The organism is Amycolatopsis sp. NPDC114478 (assembly GCF_055633805.1).
The window spans coordinates 40,665-60,126 of the sequence record NZ_JBVKDO010000001.1 but is presented as its reverse complement, the minus strand read 5'-3'; the positions used below and the strand labels follow the sequence as shown (position 1 = coordinate 60,126).

Genomic DNA, 19,462 nt, shown 5'->3' with positions numbered 1-19,462 from the left:
CTTGGCACCCGATATCGCACCACGGTCAAAGTCGCCTCGTGCCGCGGTATTCGCTTCCGTCGCCGGCTGGTCCTTCGACCTGTTCGACCTGTTCCTGCTGCTCTACGTGGCCGGACCGATCAGCAAGAACATCTTCCCCAGCACCAGCCCGACCCTGGGCATCGCCGCGGTGTTCGGCTCGTTCGCGGTCACCGTCGTGATGCGCCCGGCGGGCGCCGCGATCTTCGGCGAGCTGGCGGACCGCAAGGGACGCAAGGGAACCATGGTGCTCGTGATGGGCGGCGTCGGCGTCACCACGGCCGCGATGGGGCTGGTCCCGTCGCACGCCGCGGTGGGCGTGCTCGCGCCGATCCTGTTCCTGGCGCTGCGCGTCGCGCAGGGACTGTTCGTCGGCGGCGTCACTGCGACCACGCACACGCTCGGCACGGAGAGCATCGGCGCGCGCTGGCGCGGCCTGATGAGCGGGCTGATCGGGGCCGGCGGAGCGGGTCTCGGTGCGGCGCTGGCCAGCGTGGCGTACATCGTGGTCACGGCGATCTTCCCCGGCCCGGCGTTCGACCAGTGGGGCTGGCGGGTGCTGTTCTTCTGCGGCTTGCTCAGCGCGTTGCTGAGCCTGTTCGTGCTGCGCAAGGTCGAAGAATCCCCGGAGTTCCAAGCGAAACGGCGCGCGCCGGTGGCGTTCCGGGAGCTGGTCCGCGGCCGGGGCAAGAAGATCCTCGCCCGCAACATCGCGGTGGCCGCCGGTGGTGGTGCGCAGTACTACCTGACGTCGGGGTACCTGCCCACGCTGCTCAGCGAGGTGGTCGGGGTCCCGGCCGGCCGGCGCGGCACCATCCTGCTGGTCAGCAGCATCCTGGTGATCGGGGCCGCGATCGCCGCGGGCCACCTGAGCGAACGGCTCGGCCGCCGCCGGACCATGCTCGGGTTCGGCGTGGGCAACCTCGTCGCGTTGCCGCTGCTCACCTGGGGCATCGCCGCCGCCGGGAGTGGTCGAGGCGCGGTCGTGGCGCTGCTGTGCGTGGTCATGGTGATGCTGTCGAACGCCGCGTATGCGCCGCTGATGATCTTCCTCAACGAGCAGTACCCGACCGAGCTGCGCGCCCGGGGCACGGCGGTGAGCTGGAACCTCGGCTTCATGCTCGGCGGCTTGATGCCGACGCTGGTCAGCCTCCTCAGCCCGCAGCTGTCGGACGTCCCTTCGCGGCTGGCGATCTTCTTGGTGGGAGCGGCTGTGGTGTTCGTCATCGCGCTGCTGGCCGGCCCGGAAACCCGGGGCGCGCTGGACCGCGACCGCGACCGAGGCACGCGCACCGTCGCCGACGACGCCACCCACGCCTGACGGCGGCGGGTCGGTTCCGGCGGCAGGCTGTTGCACGGCGCCGCGGAGGGCAGCTCGGGCACATCCCCGTGCCCGAGCTGCCTTGCGTTTTGTGCCGCGGCGGAAACCGCGGCTTCCCCGAAGCCATCGCCTCGACCGGGGCCGCCGCGGCGCGGCTCGACGTGAGCGACTCCGGCTGCGCGAAGTGCCAGGTGATCGCCGACTTGGCGCGGATCGTGCTCAGCGGGCCGATCACCCGGGGCACCCGCCCGCTCGCCACCCCCCACCTGCTGACCGGCGCACAGCTCGCTGCCCGACGAGGTGGGCCTCGTCGGGCAGCATGACGGTCGCCTCGCGGGTCACACCGGGCGCTTGAACGCCACGACGGCCCGATGGCCGTCCGAGTGGCTCCCTTCCCGCTCTATCTCCCGCTCCAGGCGCATCGGCGCGTGGTCGCGGTCGATCTCCTCCACGCGGCGACCTCGCGCCTGCGAGACCGAGTCCAGGCGACGGCCGACGTCGCTCAGCGCCGAGCCCATCAGCCCCTGCACGCTGATCCCGAACGGCGCTCCCGGGCCGAACGGCGCCAGCAGCTCGCCGATCATCTCGGTGACGAGCGGCAGCAGCTCCTGCGTGCGTTGCAGGACGATCGCCCAGTTCGCGTCGTCGGCCGCGACGTGGCGGCGGCACGTGAACGTGCCCCACGCGGTGTGGCGGCGTTCGTCGGCGGCGATGTTCTCGACGATGCGGACGAGGCCGGGGAAGACGGCTCGGCTGCGGCAGATCCGCGCCGCGGCGGTGTAGCACGTCAAGGCGAGGCAGCCTTCGACGATGTGGTTGTGGGTCACCGCGGCCCGGATCTGCGCGGCCGGCGAGTGGTCGTCGGTGAGGGCGTACAGCGCCCAGGACAGCTCTTCCAGGAAGGCCCGGCGGCGGACGTCCCCGGTCTCGGTGAACCACGGCAGGGAGTCACTCATCCCGACCGCGTCGAACCACGCGCGCAGCGCCAGGGTGTGCTTCGCCTCTTCGAACACCAGCTGCGTCAGGTACGTCTCGTCGTGCCGCCGGTTCTCGGTGGCCATCGCCGTCACGAGCGGCTGCAGATCCTGGGGCGCCGACTCGCCGATCGAGATGAGGTTCGCCACGAACAGGCAGGTCAGCCGCCGCTCGCGGGGGGACAGCGTGGCGAAATCGGCTGCGTCGTCGGTGAGGTCGATGTCGTCGGGGTTCCAGAACGTCGCGTTGCCGTCGCGGAACAGCTGCCGGGGGACTGGGTCTGGCCGCCGCCCGGTGCGGGCTTCGCCGCCGAACCCGGGGTGGCGGCTGGGCTCGATGGCGCGGGTGAGGGACATGGCCACTCCAGGTGTCCGGGTGCTCTGGCCGCCAGGATCACCCGGCGGGCGCGGTGGGGGAATGGTCCGCGCGCGCCACGGCTGGCCCGCGCGGGCCAAACTTCCGGCCCGCTCAGTCGGCCGGGATCTCGACCTCGGCGACGAGTCCCCCGCCCGGACGGTTCCGGAAGCCGACCCGGCCACCGAGCGCCTGCACGATCTGTTCGACGATCCAGAGGCCGAGGCCGGCCGTGCCGCGGTTCGAGCCGGCCGCGGTGAACTTGCCGGTCAGCTTCGCGAGGTTGCCGGCGTCCACCCCGGAGCCGCGGTCGAGCACCCGCAGCCGCAGCCGGCCGGTGGTCACTTCGGCCTCGACGTCGACGGGCTTGCCTTCACCGTGGCGGGCCGCGTTCTCGAGCAGGTTCGTGAGCACGCGCCGGAACCGTTGGGGGTCGGTTTTGACGGTCAGGGCGTCGTCGAAGGACACTCGCAGCCGCGGTGGCTGGAGTCCGGCCGCGTCCGCGGAGGCCAGCACCAGGGCCCGCAGCTGCACCGGCCGGGGCCGGCCGGTGCCGAACGCCGGACGGCGGCTCGCCGCGACGTCGCCCAGGGCGTCGAGCATGTCGGAGAGGTGGTTCGCGTGCTCGGCGATCAGCCGGTTGCCCGTTTCGCGGTCGGCCGGGGTGAGGGCGCCCTCCTCGGCGAGCCCGCGAGCCAGCGCGCGCAGCGAGGTCACGGGCGTGCGGAACTCGTGCAGTACGACAGCGAGGCCGTCCTGCTGGGACTGGTAGGACTCGAGGAGCCGCCGCCGCAGGTCGCGTTCCTCCTCGGCCGCGGCGTGCTCGGCCATCGCCTCGACCCGGGCGGCGATCCCGACTTCGCGCTCGCGGTCGACCAGCCGGGACAGGCTCGCCCCGAGCAGGCCGGTGAGCAGCAGGTAGCCCGTCCACCAGAGGCCTTGGAGCCAGCGTTCCGGCCACGACGTGAACTCCGGGTCGACGAAGAGCACCACGGCCAGGTAGGCGACGCCGAGCCCGAGGGCGAGCGCCATGGTCGGGCCGAGGGGCAGGCGGATGGCCGCGGCGGTGACGACGAGCACGAGAATCGCCACCGCCGGGCTGGTCGCCGCGCCGGTCATGGCGATCGTGAGCAGGGTGAAGGTCGCGTCGAGGACGGTGAGCAGCCAGGCGGCCGGCCGGGTGTACAGCTCCCAGCGCGGGTTCGCCGCGACGACGGCGGCGTAGCCGGACGCGACGGCCAGCGTCACGATGACCCACGGAAGGTGTCGCCGGACGTCGTCGCCGCCGGTGACCAGCAGCAGGACCATCGACAGCGCGACCGCGAGCCGCACGGTGACCATCACCCGGGCGACCGGCAGCGCACCCGGCACGGTCGGCACGTCGGCCCTCCTCATGACTCACTGTGATCGACGCGGCTGGTTTGGTGGCGGAACGTACCTGCCATACTAGGCCCGTGAATGATCGGCGCCTGGTGGTCGTGGTCGTGGACGACCACGAGCTGTTCGCCCGAGGGCTGGCGCTGCTGCTGACGACCAACGCCGGTGACCGCTTCGAGGTGGGTGGCACCACCACGCACGTCGAGGAGGCGCCCGCGCTGGTCGAGTCTTGTGCCGCCGATCTCGCGCTCGTCGACCTGGCCATGCCGCCGCTGGGCGGAGCGGCCGCGATCCGCCAGATCAAGCGGCGCCACCCGGCCACCCGCGTGCTCGCACTGTCCGGATCGGACGATCTGGAGCTCGCCGAGCAGGCCCTGCGCGCCGGCGCGGACGGCTACCTCACGAAGTCGGCGGACCCGGAGGTCCTCGTCGCGCCGTTGCTGACCGTGGCCGCCGGGTTCCGGGTCCTCGAAGGCGAGCTGCTCGACGTGCTGCTGACCACGACCCGCAAGCCGCCGGAAGCGCTGCTGGACACGCTCGACTCCCAGGACCTGCGGCTGTGGGCGCTGCTCGCCCGCGGCCTGGAGACCCAGGACATCGCGAACCGGATGCTCGTCTCCGAGCGCACGGCCAAGCGCATGGTCGCGTCGTTGCTGAACCGGATCGGCGCCGCCAACCGGGTCGAAGCCGCCGGGCTGGCCGGGGCCTACGGCCTGCTCGACCACGACCCCGCGGACCGTCCACAGTAGAGAGTCCGGCTTGGACGGCGCCGGCCCGCCGACAACGTTGACAGACCGTTGTGGACGGCGGGGGTAGCTACCCCAACGAGTCATCCTTTTGCCGCCGGGTGGTGATGCGCGCGCCGTTCCGCGCGCCGCATCATTACCGACCATCGCAGTTCCGCGATGCGGCCTGACCGGAAGCACGGTCACGCCCGGAGAAGGAGTTGGGTGGAATGGTGAGCCGATCAGGAGCCGGGCCGGTCGCCCGGGCCGGCACCCGCGTGACGATGTCCCGGGGAATCGACACCAAGGCGTGCGGGCGGGGTATTTGGCTTGGCTTCGCCATTTCGGTGATCGGCGCCTTGCTGCAGCCGGTCGCCGCGGCGGTCGCCCCTCCGGTCGGTGCGGTTTTCCTGCTGATCACGGCCGTCGCGGCTTTCGGCTTCGCCGGTTTCCGCACGGGTGACACGCACCGCCCGATCCTCCAGGGCGCCGTGACCGCGGTCGGGAGCTACGTTTTGGTGCTGCCCTTGAGTTTCCTCACCTCGGCGTCGACCGGGCCGCAGCAGGTGCTGGCCACCGCGGCCGTCGCCGTCGCCGTCGGTGGGCTGGCCGGCTTCACCGGCCACGTCGTCCGCGCCCGCGGTAAGCGAGGCGAAAAGGCGTGACCGCAACGAAACCCGCTCCCTCGCGCCGGTGGAGCGCCGGTGCGCAGCGGCCGTTGGTCGAAGCCGGGGAAATCGTCCACCTGCTCGGCCGCGTGCTCTGGCTCGCGATCCGCCACCCGTTCGGGTACTGGGGCGAAGTCCGCGACCTGATGTTCGAGACGCTGCGCCGCTGCTGGCTGCCGGTCATCATTTCCACGACCGCGCTCGGGTTCGCCGGCCCCGGAATGCAGGGCGGCAGCCTCTACAGCGTGCTCGGCATTCCCGACCGTCTCGGCTCCTTCCTGTTGATGGCCAGCGTCCGCGAGTTCGCGCCGTGGATCGACGCGATGATCGTCGCCGGGGTGATGGGCACGGCCATCGCCGCCGACCTCGGCGCGCGGCGGATCCGCGAGGAGATCGACGCCATGGAGGTCCTCGGCGTCGACCCCGTCCGGACCCTGGTGCTGCCGCGGATCATCGCGGTCACGCTGATGACCGGCCTGCTGGAAGTGTTCGCGTTGGTGTGCGGCGTGATCGGCGGCTACATCGCGGCGGTGCCGATCTTCGGCGCGACCGGTGCGGCCTTCATCGGGAACTTCTGGTCCAACGCGACCACCACGGACATGTGGGGCAGCATCGTGAAGACCCTCGCGTTCGGACTGATCCTCTCGGTTGTCTGCTGCTACAAGGGGTTGAACGCCCAAGGCGGCCCGATCGGCGTCGGCCGCGCGGTCAACCAGGCCGTGGTCATCTCCTTCGCGTCGATCTGGATCTTCAACTACGTCTACACGTCCGCGCTGCTCGGGCTGAACCCCGACATGCAGGTCTTCAAGTGAGGGAAGCGGAATGACCACACCGACGGGCCGTACGAAGACACCGGACGTCGTCATCACCTTCGGCGGGATGGCGGGGAAACTGCGGGACGCCGTCGCGGCCGGCGGCGACATCATGAAGTTCGCCGGCCGCACCGTGCGCAGCCTGCCGGATCTGCGGCACCACGTAACGGAAGTGTTCGCCCAGGCCGGAATCCTGATCCTGTCGAGCGGGATCATCGTCTGGCTGATGCAGTTCGTCGTCGGCACGATGTGCGCGACCGAAGCCAGTTACACGCTCAAGCAGGTCGGCGCGCCGATCTATTCGGCGGTGTTCAACGACGTCTGCGGCCTGCGGGAGATGTCGGTCTACATGTGGGCCTACATCTTCGCGGCGAAAGTCGGTTGCGGGCTCGTCGCGGAAATCGGGTCGATGCGCATCGCCGAGGAGATCGACGCGCTGGAAGTGCTGGGCATCAAGTCGCGCAGCTACCTCGTCGGCACCCGGATCGCCGCCGCCTGGCTGTGCATGCCTTTCCTGTACATCGTCGGGCTCGGCCTGATGTTCATTTCGATGCACCTGGTCACGGTCTACCAGTTGGGCACGGTCTCCAGCGGTGGTTATTCCTTCGTCTTCTGGCTGTTCCAGAACCCCTACGACCTGATGGCCGCGATTTCGAAGATGATCGCGATGGGCACGATCATCATCTTCGTCGGGTGTTATTACGGCTACAACGCTTCCGGTGGGCCGGTCGGTGTCGGGAGAAACACGGCGAAATCGATGATGCTCAACATGGTCCTCATCCACGTCGTCGGGTTGCTCGGCACGTGGTTCTTCTGGGGCTCCTACCCGAACATGCCGATCGGCAACTGACCGACAAGGAGAACTCATGGTCACCGGGGTGAACGGGCCGGGCGCCGAGACGATCGGCTCACCGGAGCGGGTGCACACGATGGAGGTGCGCAACGTCCACAAGTCCTTCGGCAGCTTCGACGTGCTGAAGGGGCTGAACCTGGAGTTCGCCGACAACGCGATCACCACCATTCTCGGCCCGTCCGGTACGGGCAAGAGCGTGCTGATCAAACACCTCGTCGGCCTGCTCGAGCCGGACCAGGGCGAGGTGCGGATCTTCGGCCGCGACATCTGGAAGATCGGCGAACGGGAACGCTACGAACTGCGCAAGCGGTTCGGCGTCCTCTTCCAGGACGGCGCGCTGTTCGGGTCGATGAACATCTTCGACAACACGGCTTTCCCGCTGCGCAAGCACACCGACAAGGGCGAGGACGAGATCGAGGCGATCGTCAACCAGCGGCTCAAGGAAGTCGGCCTCGAACGGTCGTCCTACAAGTACCCCAACGAGGTCTCCGGCGGCATGCGCAAGCGGGCCGGCTTCGCGCGGGCGCTGGTGATGAACCCCGACATCGTGCTGTTCGACGAGCCCGACTCGGGCCTCGACCCGGTCCGCACCAGCCTGCTCAACGACCTGATCCTCGACATGCACCAGGAGTACCGCGGGACCTACCTGCTGGTGACGCACGACATCCGCACCGCGCGCAAGGTCAGCGACTACGTCGGGGTCATCTGGAAGGGCCAGGTCGTCCACTACGGACCGACCGAGGAAGCCTTCAACTCCCCGGATCCGTTCGTCCGCCAGTTCCTCTCCGGCGACTCCGCCGGACCGCTGGGAATGGACTGAACCCATGCGCAGAATTCCCCTCCTCGTGCTGGGGGTGGCCGCGGTGGCCGCCGCCGCGCTGCTGATCGCCCCGGGCGACGACGACTACCCGGCGAACGTGGTGCTGCCGTCGGCGACCGGCCTGATCGCCGGCAGCAAGGTCCTCGTGAACGGTTTCGACGCCGGGCAGGTCGACGACGTGTCCATCAAGGACGGACGCGCGCAGGTCACCATGAGGCTGACCAAGGACTTCGCGCCGCTGCACTCCGGTGCGTCGGCGGGCGTCGTGTGGAAGGCCGTGCTCGGTGAGCGCCAGCTCGACGTCCGGGACGGCCCGAAGGGGAACCCGGTCATCCCGCCGGGCGGCACCCTGGACGGCAAGGTGTCCGACCCGGTCGAGATGGACAAGGTCCTGGCCGCGCTCGACCCCGCCACCCGCGCCCACCTCAGCTCCCTGGTCCAGGGACTCGACCAAACCGTGCAGGGCAACCAGACCGACCTCCGGCAGACCCTCCAGAAGGCCGGCCCGACGGTGGAAGCGCTCGGCGGGGTGCTGCGCGCCGTCGGCTCGGACGGGCCGGCGATCAAGGAGCTGGCCGGCCAGCTGAACGGCATGGTCACCACGCTGGTGAACCGCGATCAGCAGGTGCGCGCCATCGTTTCCGGGCTGTCCGGCGCGACCGAAGCGGCCGCGCAGCAGCGCGACCAGCTGCGCGCGGGGCTGCGGAAGCTGCCCGGCACCCTCGGGACCGCGGACCGGACGCTGGCCGACGTGCCCGGCACGGTCGACAAAGCGGTACCCCTGCTGAACGACCTCCGCCCGGCGACCGACCGCCTGCCCGCCGTGGCCCGGACCCTGCGCCCGGTGCTCGCGGACCTCCGCCCGACCGTGGCGCAGCTGCGGCCCACCCTGGGTTCGCTCGGCACGCTGCTGCAGTTCACCCCGGGCCTGCTCGACAGCGCCCACGGTGCCCTGCCCGGCACGGACTCGGCGGTGAACTCGCTGACGCCCGCGCTCAGCTTCTTGCGGCCCTACACGCCCGAAGTGGTCGGGTGGTTGTCGAACTGGGGCTCCTCGGCCGCCAACTACGACAGCAACGGCCACTACATGCGCGTCAACATCCCGGCCGGCCTCACGAGTTTCGACAACAACCCGGGGATCATGCCGCCCGGGATGGCCAGCGACCCGTTCCCGGCCCCCGGCGCGATCGCCGGGCAGCCGTGGACCGACGCGTTCGGGAGTGGAGTCCGATGAGGACACGGCGGAAGATCCAGGCCGTGCTGGCCACGACCGCGGTGGCGGCGGCCGTGGCGGGCGCCGCGGTCACGAACACCGGCTCCGGCGAGCAGCCGGACAAGCTGACCATCGCCGCGGAGTTCGCCGACGCGAGCCCGCTGGTCGTCGGCAACGACGTCAAGGTCAACGGCGTCACCGTCGGCGAGGTGGCCGACATGAGCGTGCACGACGCCAAGGCGATCGTCACCCTCAAGGTCGACGGCACGGCGCTGCCGCTGCACAAGGACGCCAGGGCCACCGTGAAGCCGGTCAGCCTGCTGGGCGAGCGCTTCGTCGACCTCGATCGCGGCACGGCCTCCGCGCCGCTGCTGCACGACGGCGACGTGCTGCCGATCAAGCAGACCGGCCAGGCGACCGACCTCGACCAGGTGCTCAACACGATCGACGACCCGACCGGGCAGTCGCTCGCCGCGCTGGTCACGATGCTGGGCCAGGGCATGCAGGGCAACGGCGCCAACGCGCAGGCCTCGATCAAGGCGCTCGCGTCGTCCATGCAGGACACCGACGGGCTGGTGAAGCTGCTCGGTCAGCAGAACCAGCTGCTCACCGACCTCGTCGACCACGTGCAGCCGGTCGCGGGCGCACTGGCCGCCGACAACGGCAAGACCCTGGGCGACCTGGTCGACTCGTCCCGGCAGGTGCTCGACGTCACGGCCAAGAACCAGCAGGGCCTCGACGCCTCGCTCGCCGAACTGCCGGGAACCCTCTCCGCCGCGCGCGACACCCTCGCCGAGCTCACCGGCACGGCCAAGGCCACCACGCCCGTGCTCGAGGGCATGCGGCCGACGACGGACAACCTCTCCGCCGTCAGCGACGAACTGCGCAAGTTCAGTGAGTCCGCCGACCCGGCGCTGACGAGCGCGAAGCCCGTCCTCGAGCGTGCCGAGAAGCTGATGGACGCGGCGCGCCCGGTCGTCGAGGAGCTCCGGAAGGCGGGCCCGGGCCTGCGCGGCACCGTCGCCGCGGCGAACCCGCTCACCGCGCAGCTGACCGGCAACCTCGAAAACGTCCTGAACTTCTTCCGGTTCTGGGCGATGTCGACCAACGGCTGGGACGGGCTTTCGCACTACTTCCGCGGCCAGGCGATCATCCACCCCGAGGAGATCACCGGGTTGCTGCCGTCCCTGACCGGGACGCCACCGCCGCCCACGCTCCCGGGCAAGCAAGCCACTCCGTCGCCGATTCCCGGGCTCCCCGGAGCGCTCGGCTCGTCGGGCCTGCTCGACACGAAGTCCCTCGTCGCGCCGGACGGCGGCGTGACCGGGCTCAACGAGCGCCAGGAGAGCGGCGTTCTCCAGTTCCTGCTCGGAGGTTCCTGATGGCCAAGCGCCGGTCGCGCAAGTTCCGCTCGGTGTCCACGGGCGCCGTGGTGCTGGTGGTGTTCGCTCTCGCGCTGCAGCTCGCGCTCACGGCGGACAAGGGGCTGCCCGGGGCGACGTACACCCTCGTCGACGCCGACGTCTCGGACGTCGGTGCGCTCCGCCCCGGTGACGACGTCCGCGTCGCCAGCGTCCGGGTCGGCCGCGTCAAGGACATCCGGCTGGTCGACGGGGCCCCGCGGGTGACGCTGCAGCTCGACGGCACGCGGGAGGTCTACCGGAACGCGGCCGCGGAGGCCAAGGCCGTCACGGTGGCCTCGCGGTCCGCGCTGGGGCAGAAGTACATCGCGCTGACGCCGGGCACACCCGAGGCGGGGAAGCTCGGCCCGGCGGAGGTGATCCCACCCAAGCGGACCGCCGGCTCCCAGGAGCTGAGCGACCTGCTGGACGTGCTCGACGCGCCCACCCGGGACGCGCTCGGCTCGACCGTCCGGGAAGTGGGCGGCGGCGCCGGCGGGCACGCGCAGGACGTGCAGGACGTGCTCAAGGCCGCGCCGCGGATGCTGCCGGACCTCGCGACCGTCTCGAACGCGCTGTCCGCGAACGACGGCGCCGACCTGACCGCGCTGCTGACCACGGCCGACCGGCTGTCGGCCCGGTTCGCCGGGCGCCAGGACGAGCTGTCGGAACTGCTCGGCCGGCTGGACACCACGATGCGAGCCGTGGCGGTGGACGACGGGAAACCGCTCGACGACGTCGTGCAGCGCGCTCCCGGCACGCTGCAGGCCGCGCGAGCCGGCCTGCAGTCGCTGCAGGCCCCGCTCAAGGACCTGCACGCCGGCATGGCGCAGCTCGTGCCCGGAGCGCGTGCGCTCGGCCAGGCGACCCCCGACCTCCGGGGCGTGCTGCGGGAAGCGGTGCCACCACTGGGGAAGGTGCCGGACGTCGGCCGGCAGGCCGAGCCCGCGCTGACCGACTTGACGCAGGTCGTCGACGACGCGCGGCCGCTCGCGCCGCGGCTGACGCAGACGTTCGCCAGTGCCGACCAGTTCCTGCGGGTGCTGGCGCCGTACGCCCCGGAAGTCAGCGGGTGGTTCACGAACTGGGCCGCCGCGCTCTCGCACGGCGACGCCAACGGTCACTTCCTGCGGCTCTACCTGTTGTTCAGCGAAGAGTCCGTGCTCGGGCAAGGCGGTCTTCGGGATCCGCTGGTCGCTCGGAACCCCTATCCCGCACCGGGTCAGGCGGCCCACGACGCCCGGAAGATCTCAGGAGGCAACCGGTGATGGCGCTTCGTTCCCGCACCCGGCACCGGCAGCCGGTGTCCGCGTTCAAGCTCGGCGTCGTCATCCTCGTCGTGACCTTGCTGGCCGGCTTCGCGCTGCTCGAGAAGGACCGGGTCGCGACGGCGTTGCGGCCCGGCGACATCGTCCGCGTCCAGTTCGCCCAGGACTACCACCTCCAGCCGTTCGTCTCCCAGGTCAAGGTCGCCGGGGTGCCGGTGGGCGTGGTGTCCTCGGTGGACCGATCCGGCGACGGCTCGGCCCTGGTCGAGCTGAAGGTGGACGACGGCATCACCGGCAAGCTCGGCGCCGCGCCGAGTGCCGCCCTGCGTCCGACCACGATCCTCGGCGGCAAGTACTACGTGGAGCTCGTCCCGGGTGGCGGCCGGACCACGTTCGCCGGCACCATCCCGGTCGAGCGGACCAAGACCCCGGTGGAGCTGCAGCAGCTCGCGGACGCCCTGCAGCCGGACGCGGTGAAAGGCATCCGCTCCGCGACGCAGAACTTCGACGACACCTTGCACGCCGGCGGGAAGTCGGCGATCGAGGACCTCCTCGCCGACGCGCCGGACACGCTCGACGCGACGACGCCCGTCCTGCAGGGCCTGCAGGGGGAGGACCCGCGCACCGACCTGCCGAACCTCGTGCACGGGTTCGAGTCGACCGCGCGGGTGCTGACCGAGCAGCCGGGGCAGCTCGACTCGATCGTGCAGAACCTGCAGCGGGTCACCTCGACGCTCGACAACCGGCGAGCCGACATCGCCACCGCGATCGCCGACCTGCCCCGGACCCTGGACAACGCGGACGACGGGCTGACCCACCTCGGCGTCACGCTCGGCAAGCTGCGGGACACCGCGGACCCCGCGCGTCCGGTGGCGCGTCAGCTCGACGCGTTCCTGGCGCACGCCGATCCGGTGCTCGCCAAGACCCGGCCGCTGCTGACCGACGTGCGCGGCCTGCTCACCGACGCGCAGCCCCTGGTCGACCAGCTCGTCCCGGCCGCGCAGGGCACCACGAAGGTCTTCGACGACGTCCGCGGGCCGGTGCTGGACCGCGTCAACGGCCCGATCATGAACATGGTGCTCTCGCCCTTCAAGGGCACCGGGATCTACGCCGGCGGTGGCTCGGACCAGCCGTTCTACAAAGAGGTCGGCTACATGTTCGCGACCATGGACCGCGCGTCCTCGCTCACCGACCCGAACGGCGTGGCCGTGGGCCTTCAGCCGGGGCTCGGCGGCGGCAGCATCGCCGGTACCCCGATCAACTTCGAGCAGCTGATGAACACGCTCGCCCACCTGCAGGGCGCCACCCCGGAGAACAGGAGCGGACGATGAACGCGCACCCGGGCCGGGTCCGGCGGACCTGGCAGCGGATCTCCAGCGAACCGCGGCTCAAGCGCAACGTCCTCGCCGTGGCCGCGCTCGTGACCGCGGGGCTGGTGGCCGGTGGCTACATCCTGACGATGCAGCAGGTCCGCGTGCCGTGGGACGGCAAGACCCACTTCTCGGTCACCTTCGAGTCCGCGCCGGCGATCAACCCGTCGAGCCGGCAGGAGGTGCGGATCGCGGGCGTGGCCGTCGGCGACATCCGCGCGGCGAGCGTCGACGACCGCGGGCACGCGCGGCTCGAGCTGGCGATCGACAAAGGGCACCAGGTCTACGACAACGCCCGGGTCCTGCTGCGCCCGAAGAGCCCGCTGAACGAGATGTACGTCGAGCTGAACCCCGGTGGCCCGCCGGGGAAGCCGCTGCCCGAGGACGGGGTCCTGCCCGTCACCAACTCGGTGCGGCCGGTGCAGGTCGACGAAGCCCTCGGGCACCTGGACGCCAACACCCGTGAGGCACTGACCACGCTGCTGTCCGAATCGGACGTCGCGCTGGCCGGAGCGCCGGCCAGCCTGCCGAAGGGGCTCGAGGCGACCGATCAGGTGGTGCGGGACCTGCGTCCCGTCGCGACCGCCTTGCAGACCCGCAAGGAGACGCTGCAGAAGCTCGTCACCGCGCTGGGGCAGATCGCGTCGGCGACCGGCGACGACGACCAGCGGCTCAGCGCGCTGGCCGATTCCCTCCAGAAGACCCTGGCGACGGTGGGGCAGCGCAACGGCGACTTCGACGCCGCGCTCGCGCAGCTGCCGGACTTCACCCACCAGCTCGAGCAGGCCACCGGCAGCATCGGCGCGCTGAGCGCCCAGCTGGACCCGGTCCTGGACAAGCTGCGCGAGGCGAGCGGGACCCTGCCCGGCTCGCTGGAGAAGTTCACCGGCACGGTCGACAAGCTCGGGGAGACCGTCGACACCGCCCGGCCGGTGGTCGACAAGGCCGTCCCCGTGGTGCACGACCTGCGTCCGTTCGTCGGCGACCTCGACGCCTCCCTCGGCGACCTGCACGACGTGACCGGACGGCTGGGCCCGATCACCACCGCGGTGCTGCCGTACCTGAACGACCTGGCCGCGTTCGTCACGAACTCGCGGTCGATCACGAGCCTGCGCGACGGAACCGGTGGGGCGTACCGCGCCATCGCCCAGCTCTCGCCGGAAAGCGTCACGGGCCTGCTGCCGCTGCTGCCCGCCCTGCAAGCCGCCGCCGCGCGATAGAGGGAGTGTCCAATGAGGATTCCCAGTGGGCTCGTCCCGCACATCCGGACCTTGGTGCTGACCGTGTTCATCGCCGCCTGCGCCGGCCTGTTCGGGTACCTGTGGCTGAACTCCGGCGGCCGGCTGCCCGGCATCTCCCAGGCGGGCTACACCGCCGACGTGCGGTTCCACACCGCGTCGAACCTCGTCTACGACTCGGACATCACCATCGCCGGGGTCAAGGTCGGCAAGGTCGAGGCGCTGCGCACCGAAGGCGACCTCGCGCACGTCACGATGCGGCTCGACCGGAACGCGCCGCTGCACGAGGGCGCGACCGTCCAGGTCCGGAACAAGACTCTGATCGAAGAGACCTACCTCGAGATCACCGACGGCCACGGCCCGGCGCTGCCCAGCGGCACCGTGCTGCCGCCGTCGGCGGGCAAGGAGGCCGTCGAACTCGACGACGTGCTCACGAGCCTCGACCGGCCGACGAAGGAGTCACTGGGCACGCTGGTCCGCTCGCTCGGCGCCGGGACGAAAGACACCAAGCAGGGTGTTTCCCAGGCCCTGCAAGGACTCGGCGACCTCGGCCGGGAAGGGCACGGCGCGCTGGCGGCCCTCTCGGCCCAGTCCGGGGACCTGCAGCAGCTGACCGGCAACACCGCGAAGCTGCTGGCGGCGCTCGACACCCGGCAGGGTCAGATCGCCGACCTGGTGACCGACGCCGACAAGCTCACCCAGGCGACCGCGGGCAGCGACACCGAGCTGCGGGAGGTCCTGCGACGGCTGCCCGGCCTGATGGACACCGCCAAGAACGCCAGTGGTGGGCTGAGCCGGCTTTCGCCCGCGCTGGGCCCGGTCGCGAGCGGGCTGAACGCGGCCGCGCCCGACCTCGATGCGGCCCTGCAGGAGCTGCCGGCCACGTCGGCCGATCTGCGCGGCCTGCTGCCGTCGTTGAACAGCGTGCTCGACGCGGCGCCCGGCACGCTGCAGCGGGTGCCCGCGGTGTCCGCGGACGCGTCGAAGTTCCTGCCGACGCTGAACGTGGCGCTGGGCGACGTGAACCCGATGCTGTCCTACCTGGTGCCCTACGGCCGCGACGTGGCCGCGTTCTTCACCAACATCGGGCAGGTGACGGCGCGGGGTGACGCCAACGGCAACGCGATCCGGCTGTTCATGGTCTTCAACGAGCAGAGCGTCAAGGGCTTGCCCCTCAACATCGACGTCGGTCCGCTCAAGAAGAACAACCCCTATCCGGCGCCGGGGCAGTCGGCGAACCCGGGGCCGTTCAGCGGGTCCTACCCGCGGGTCGTCCAGGAACCGCCGAAGTGAGGGGCTTCAAGCTGCGGCGGCCGCCCCGCAAGGTGCTGGCGATGACGGCGGTCCTCGTCGTCCTCGCCGGGTTCGTCGGCACCGGCATGGCCCGGTCCCGCATCGAGACCGGCGTCAGCTCGCTCCTGCCCGGCGACGATCCCGCGGTGGCGCGGTTCGACGAGCTGAGCCGGTCGTTCGGCGGTGACCCCGTCGTCGTGCTGCTCGAATCGGCACAACCCGGGCTGCTGCTCGACCAGCCGCACCTGCCGTCGCTGGTCAAGCTGGAGGGCGAGTTCGCGAAGCTGCCCGACGTCGCCGCCGTCTACGGGCCGGGGACCGTGCTGAACCAGGCCGCCGGCCGGGCGCAGGACCTGATGGCCGAGCTGTCCGGCCGCCGCGACCGCCTGCGCTCGCAGGCTCAGGCCGAGGCCAAGCAGCGTGGCGCGTCCGACCGGGCGGCCGGCCACGCCGCCGACGCCGCGGTGGCCGCGTTCGACCAGCGGTACGGCAAGCTGCTCGTCCAGGCTCTGCCGGCGGGCCTGCCGACGCTGAAGAACCAGGCGTTCGTCAACGCGGTCGTCTTCGGTGCGGACGGAAGTCCCCGGCCGCAGTGGCACTTCGTCGTGCCGTCGGCGAACGCGGTCGCGATCCTGGTCCGGCCGCGGCAGAACCTCGATCAGTCCGCGACCGAGCGGCTCGTCCGGGGCGTGCGGGACGCGGTCGGCGCGGCCGCCGTCGACGGGGCGAAGGTGACCGTGTCCGGCGTCCCCGCGATCGCGGGCGCCCTCGCCGACGAGGTTCGCGCGGAACTTCCCCTGCTCGGCGGCGCCGCGTTGCTCGCGGTGGCCCTGTGCTTCCTGCTGGTGCCGTGGCACCGCCGCCGGCACCGGCTGCTGCCGCTGGCCGGTTCGCTGGTGGCCACCGCGGTGACGGTCGCCCTGTTCGGCTGGCTCGGCCGGCCGCTGTCGCTCGGGGTGGTGGCCTTCCTGCCGGTGCTGCTCGGCGTCGGCAGCGACTTCCCGACCTACCTGGCGCGCCGGGCGGACCGGCGGGTCGTGTTCGCGGTCGCCGCCGCCACCGCGGCCGCGTTCGGCGCCTTGGCGTTCGCGCCGCTGCCGTTCGTGCGGGACCTCGGTATCGCGCTCGGGATCGGGGTGCTGGTCGCCTTCGCCGTCGGCCTGCTGTTCCGGCCGGCCGTGGCGGAGCCCGCGCCCGTGAAAGTCTACAGTGGACGCAAGGCGAGCCTGCCGGTGCGGCTGGGAGTCGGACTGGCCGTGGCGGCGCTGGCGGCCGGCGGCTGGGCGACGCTGCCTGAGCTTTCCCTGCAGAGCGACATCGAAAGCTTCGTGCACGGCCTGCCCGCGTTCGACGACGCGAAGCACGTCGAGCAGGTCATCGGCTCCTCCGGCGAGGTCGACGTCGTCCTGCACGGCCCGGACGTCACGTCTCCGCAGGCGCTGGCGTGGTCGCGGCAAGCCCAGGACGTCACCGTCTCCCGGCACGGTGACCGGCTCCGCCCGGTCGTGTCGCTCCCGACGCTGCTGAACTTCCTCGGCTCCGCGCCCACGAAGGACGAGATCACCGCGGCCGTGCGCCTGTTGCCGCCCTACCTGACCGGGTCGGTCCTGCGCGCGGACGGACAGGAGTCCGTGCTCTCGTTCGGGGTGCGGCTGGACGACGTCGAGAGCTTGGTCGGCCTCCGCGACGACCTGCTGAACCAGCTTCCCCCGGCGCCGCCGGGCTACCGCGCCGAGCTGACCGGGCTGCCGATCGTCGCGGCCCGCGGGTACGAACTGGTCTCGGGCAACCGGTTCTGGACCAACGGTGTCGGCATCGCCGTGGCCGGGCTCGTGCTCGCCGTCGTGCTCGCCCGGCGCAAGGACGCGCTCCGCGCGGTCGCCACCGCCCTCGTGGCGACCGGGACGGGCCTGCTCGCCGTCTGGCTGGCCGGGATTTCGCTGACGCCGATCACCATGGCGCTCGGGTCGCTCATCGCCGCTGTCGGCTGCGAGTTCGCGGTGCTGCTGGCGGAAGCCGGACGCCGTCGTGATCACGCGCTGCGCAGATCCGTGCTGCTGGTCGGCGCGGTGTCGACCGTCGGCTACCTCGCTCTGGCCCTTTCGCGGCTCGACGCCATCCGGCAGTTCGGCCTGCTGCTCGCCGCGGCCGTCGTCCTGTCGATGGCCGCCGCCCGGCTCGTCGTCTGGCTCGCGCCGGCCCGCCCCGCCCCCGCTCCGGAACCCAGCCCGGCGCCCGAAGCCCTCGTAGGAGTTCCCTCATGAAGATCACCGCATGGCCCGGAAAAGTCCGGCTGCCCCGCAGCCGCCGTGGGCGGATCGTCACCTTGCTCGTCCTCGTCGTGCTGCTCGGCGGGACCGGACTGGCGTGGTGGTCGGCGCGTGCCGACGACCTGCCCGGCGACGCGGTGTTCGCCTACGGCGGCCAGACCGAGACCGTCGCGCAGCTGCAGGAGCGCATCCAGACGTTGAAGGCGCTCTACGGCGTGCAGCCACCGGACCAGCAGGACACCGCCAAGTCCGACGCGTTCCGCCGGGACACCGCGAAGGCGGTCGCCGTCGGGATGGTGCTCGACCAGGCGGCGCGCGACCGCGGCATCGTCATCGCCGACAAGGCGGCCCGCGACGTGCTGACCCGGTTCATCTCCCAGCAGATCGGCGAAGGGCCGGACGCCCGGAGCAAGTTCGTCCAGGCACTCGGCACCACCGGGACGTCCGAGGACGCGGTGCTGGACGAGATCAAGCGCCAGCTCGCGGTCTCGCAGCTGTTCGACTCGGTTACCGCGGGAAGCGCGGTCGGCGACGCCGAGGTCGCGGACGCGTTCGCGAAGCGGAAGGCGCAGCTGGACACGCCGGAACGGCGGCAGCTCACCAACATCGTGGTCAAGACCAAGGAGGACGCCGACCGGGCGCTCGCCGACCTCCAGGCCGGGACCCCGTTCGAAACCCTGGTGGCCCAGCGAAGCCTGGACGGCGCGACGCGGGACAAAGGCGGTGACCTCGGCCAGGTGACCGCGGCCCAGCTCGAGGACGGCTACGCCAAGGCGGCCTTCGCGACCCCCGTCGGCGGGCTGTTCGGTCCCGTGCAGACCAGCCACGGCTGGAACGTCGGCCGGGTCCGCCAGATCCTTCCGCCGCAGGCGGCGGTCTTCGACCAGGTGAAGGACCAGCTCAAGCAGCAGCTGACCCTGGAGAAGGCCCTCGCCACGTGGCGCGGGTGGCTCGGGTCGCAGCTCGCGAGCGCGAACGTCCGGTACGCCGACGCCTACCGCCCGGCCGACCCGGCCGCGCCGCCGCAGCAGGCGCCGGGGTGGTCGCCGGTGCCGGGCCAGGCGCCGGGTCAACCGGGGCCGGGCCAGGTGCCCGGGCAACCGGTGCCGGGCCAGGCGGCTGGTCAACCGGGGCCGGGCCAAGCGGCGGGTCAACCGGTGCCGGGCCAGGTGCCTGGGCAACCGGGGCCGGGCCAAGCGGCGGGTCAACCGGCGCCCGGCCAAGTGCCTGCGCAACCGGCGCCGGGCCAGGTGCCCGGTCAGCCGCAGCCGTCGCGGTGATCGCGGACTTCGCGGCGCTCGCGGTGGCGGGCGCCGCGCTGGTCGCGATCGGACGGTGGGGCGCCCGCGCGGCGGCCGGGCGGGTCAGCCCGGCCCTGCCGGAGTCCGAACGCCTGCGGCGCATCGGGAAACTGCGGGGGAGCGGACACGCGCTCCAGGTCGTGGGCGTCGTGTTCGTGCTCGCGGCGGTGTGGAGCCTCTGGTGAG

17 protein-coding genes are annotated in these 19,462 nt (G+C 71.7%); 15 read left to right on the top strand and 2 right to left on the bottom strand.

Features of this window, described 5'->3' with window-relative positions; all coding sequences use genetic code 11:
- The first annotated feature begins 1 nt into the window (after position 1).
- Positions 2 to 1,339 carry an MFS transporter gene (locus ACZ7OH_RS00295; protein WP_470278870.1) on the top strand — a complete coding sequence of 446 codons (1,338 nt, stop codon included), beginning with the start codon at positions 2 to 4 and terminating at the stop codon, positions 1,337 to 1,339.
- A 338-nt stretch (positions 1,340 to 1,677) separates the two neighbouring features.
- Here the strand turns inward: ACZ7OH_RS00295 and ACZ7OH_RS00290 are convergent, their stop codons facing one another.
- The gene (locus ACZ7OH_RS00290; RefSeq protein WP_470278869.1) at positions 1,678 to 2,670 is read right to left on the bottom strand and encodes a R2-like ligand-binding oxidase; all 993 of its coding nucleotides are present in this window, start codon (positions 2,668 to 2,670) and stop codon (positions 1,678 to 1,680) included.
- 112 nt (positions 2,671 to 2,782) lie between these two features.
- On the bottom strand, positions 2,783 to 4,048 hold the full coding sequence (locus ACZ7OH_RS00285; protein WP_470278868.1) for a sensor histidine kinase: 1,266 nt from the start codon (positions 4,046 to 4,048) through the stop codon (positions 2,783 to 2,785).
- 74 nt (positions 4,049 to 4,122) lie between these two features.
- Between ACZ7OH_RS00285 and ACZ7OH_RS00280 the strand changes: the two genes are divergently transcribed.
- The 14 genes from ACZ7OH_RS00280 to ACZ7OH_RS00215 all read left to right on the top strand — a co-directional run bounded on the left by ACZ7OH_RS00280 (position 4,123) and on the right by ACZ7OH_RS00215 (position 19,461).
- Positions 4,123 to 4,794 carry a response regulator gene (locus tag ACZ7OH_RS00280; RefSeq protein ID WP_400908451.1) on the top strand — a complete coding sequence of 224 codons (672 nt, stop codon included), beginning with the start codon at positions 4,123 to 4,125 and terminating at the stop codon, positions 4,792 to 4,794.
- Between the two features lie 206 nt (positions 4,795 to 5,000).
- Positions 5,001 to 5,435, top strand: coding sequence for a hypothetical protein (locus ACZ7OH_RS00275; RefSeq protein ID WP_470278867.1), 435 nt, complete (start codon positions 5,001 to 5,003; stop codon positions 5,433 to 5,435).
- A complete protein-coding gene (locus tag ACZ7OH_RS00270; protein ID WP_230862873.1) occupies positions 5,432 to 6,250 on the top strand; it encodes an MlaE family ABC transporter permease in 819 nt (272 codons plus the stop codon). Before ACZ7OH_RS00275 ends, ACZ7OH_RS00270 begins: the two co-directional genes overlap by 4 nt.
- Positions 6,251 to 6,260: 10 nt before the next feature.
- Positions 6,261 to 7,100, top strand: a complete 840-nt coding sequence (locus tag ACZ7OH_RS00265) for an ABC transporter permease (protein ID WP_230862874.1) — start codon at positions 6,261 to 6,263, stop codon at positions 7,098 to 7,100.
- 16 nt (positions 7,101 to 7,116) lie between these two features.
- A complete protein-coding gene (locus tag ACZ7OH_RS00260; protein ID WP_470278866.1) occupies positions 7,117 to 7,923 on the top strand; it encodes an ABC transporter ATP-binding protein in 807 nt (268 codons plus the stop codon).
- A gap of 4 nt (positions 7,924 to 7,927) precedes the next feature.
- Positions 7,928 to 9,157: an MlaD family protein gene (locus ACZ7OH_RS00255; RefSeq protein ID WP_470278865.1), complete on the top strand. Its 1,230-nt coding sequence runs from the start codon at positions 7,928 to 7,930 to the stop codon at positions 9,155 to 9,157.
- Positions 9,154 to 10,518 carry an MlaD family protein gene (locus tag ACZ7OH_RS00250; RefSeq protein WP_470278864.1) on the top strand — a complete coding sequence of 455 codons (1,365 nt, stop codon included), beginning with the start codon at positions 9,154 to 9,156 and terminating at the stop codon, positions 10,516 to 10,518. Before ACZ7OH_RS00255 ends, ACZ7OH_RS00250 begins: the two co-directional genes overlap by 4 nt.
- Positions 10,518 to 11,804, top strand: coding sequence for an MlaD family protein (locus tag ACZ7OH_RS00245; protein ID WP_470278863.1), 1,287 nt, complete (start codon positions 10,518 to 10,520; stop codon positions 11,802 to 11,804). Before ACZ7OH_RS00250 ends, ACZ7OH_RS00245 begins: the two co-directional genes overlap by 1 nt.
- Positions 11,804 to 13,135, top strand: a complete 1,332-nt coding sequence (locus ACZ7OH_RS00240) for an MlaD family protein (RefSeq protein ID WP_470278862.1) — start codon at positions 11,804 to 11,806, stop codon at positions 13,133 to 13,135. Before ACZ7OH_RS00245 ends, ACZ7OH_RS00240 begins: the two co-directional genes overlap by 1 nt.
- Positions 13,132 to 14,394, top strand: coding sequence for an MlaD family protein (locus ACZ7OH_RS00235; RefSeq protein WP_470278861.1), 1,263 nt, complete (start codon positions 13,132 to 13,134; stop codon positions 14,392 to 14,394). Before ACZ7OH_RS00240 ends, ACZ7OH_RS00235 begins: the two co-directional genes overlap by 4 nt.
- Before the next feature lie 12 nt (positions 14,395 to 14,406).
- A complete protein-coding gene (locus ACZ7OH_RS00230) occupies positions 14,407 to 15,705 on the top strand; it encodes an MlaD family protein (RefSeq protein WP_470278860.1) in 1,299 nt (432 codons plus the stop codon).
- Positions 15,702 to 17,969: an MMPL family transporter gene (locus tag ACZ7OH_RS00225; RefSeq protein ID WP_470278859.1), complete on the top strand. Its 2,268-nt coding sequence runs from the start codon at positions 15,702 to 15,704 to the stop codon at positions 17,967 to 17,969. Before ACZ7OH_RS00230 ends, ACZ7OH_RS00225 begins: the two co-directional genes overlap by 4 nt.
- Positions 17,966 to 19,255 carry a peptidylprolyl isomerase gene (locus ACZ7OH_RS00220; protein WP_470278858.1) on the top strand — a complete coding sequence of 430 codons (1,290 nt, stop codon included), beginning with the start codon at positions 17,966 to 17,968 and terminating at the stop codon, positions 19,253 to 19,255. Before ACZ7OH_RS00225 ends, ACZ7OH_RS00220 begins: the two co-directional genes overlap by 4 nt.
- Entirely contained in the window at positions 19,252 to 19,461 is a 210-nt protein-coding gene (locus ACZ7OH_RS00215; protein ID WP_470278857.1) for a hypothetical protein, read from the top strand. The genes ACZ7OH_RS00220 and ACZ7OH_RS00215 overlap by 4 nt, the downstream gene beginning before the upstream one ends.
- Position 19,462: the final 1 nt, after the last annotated feature.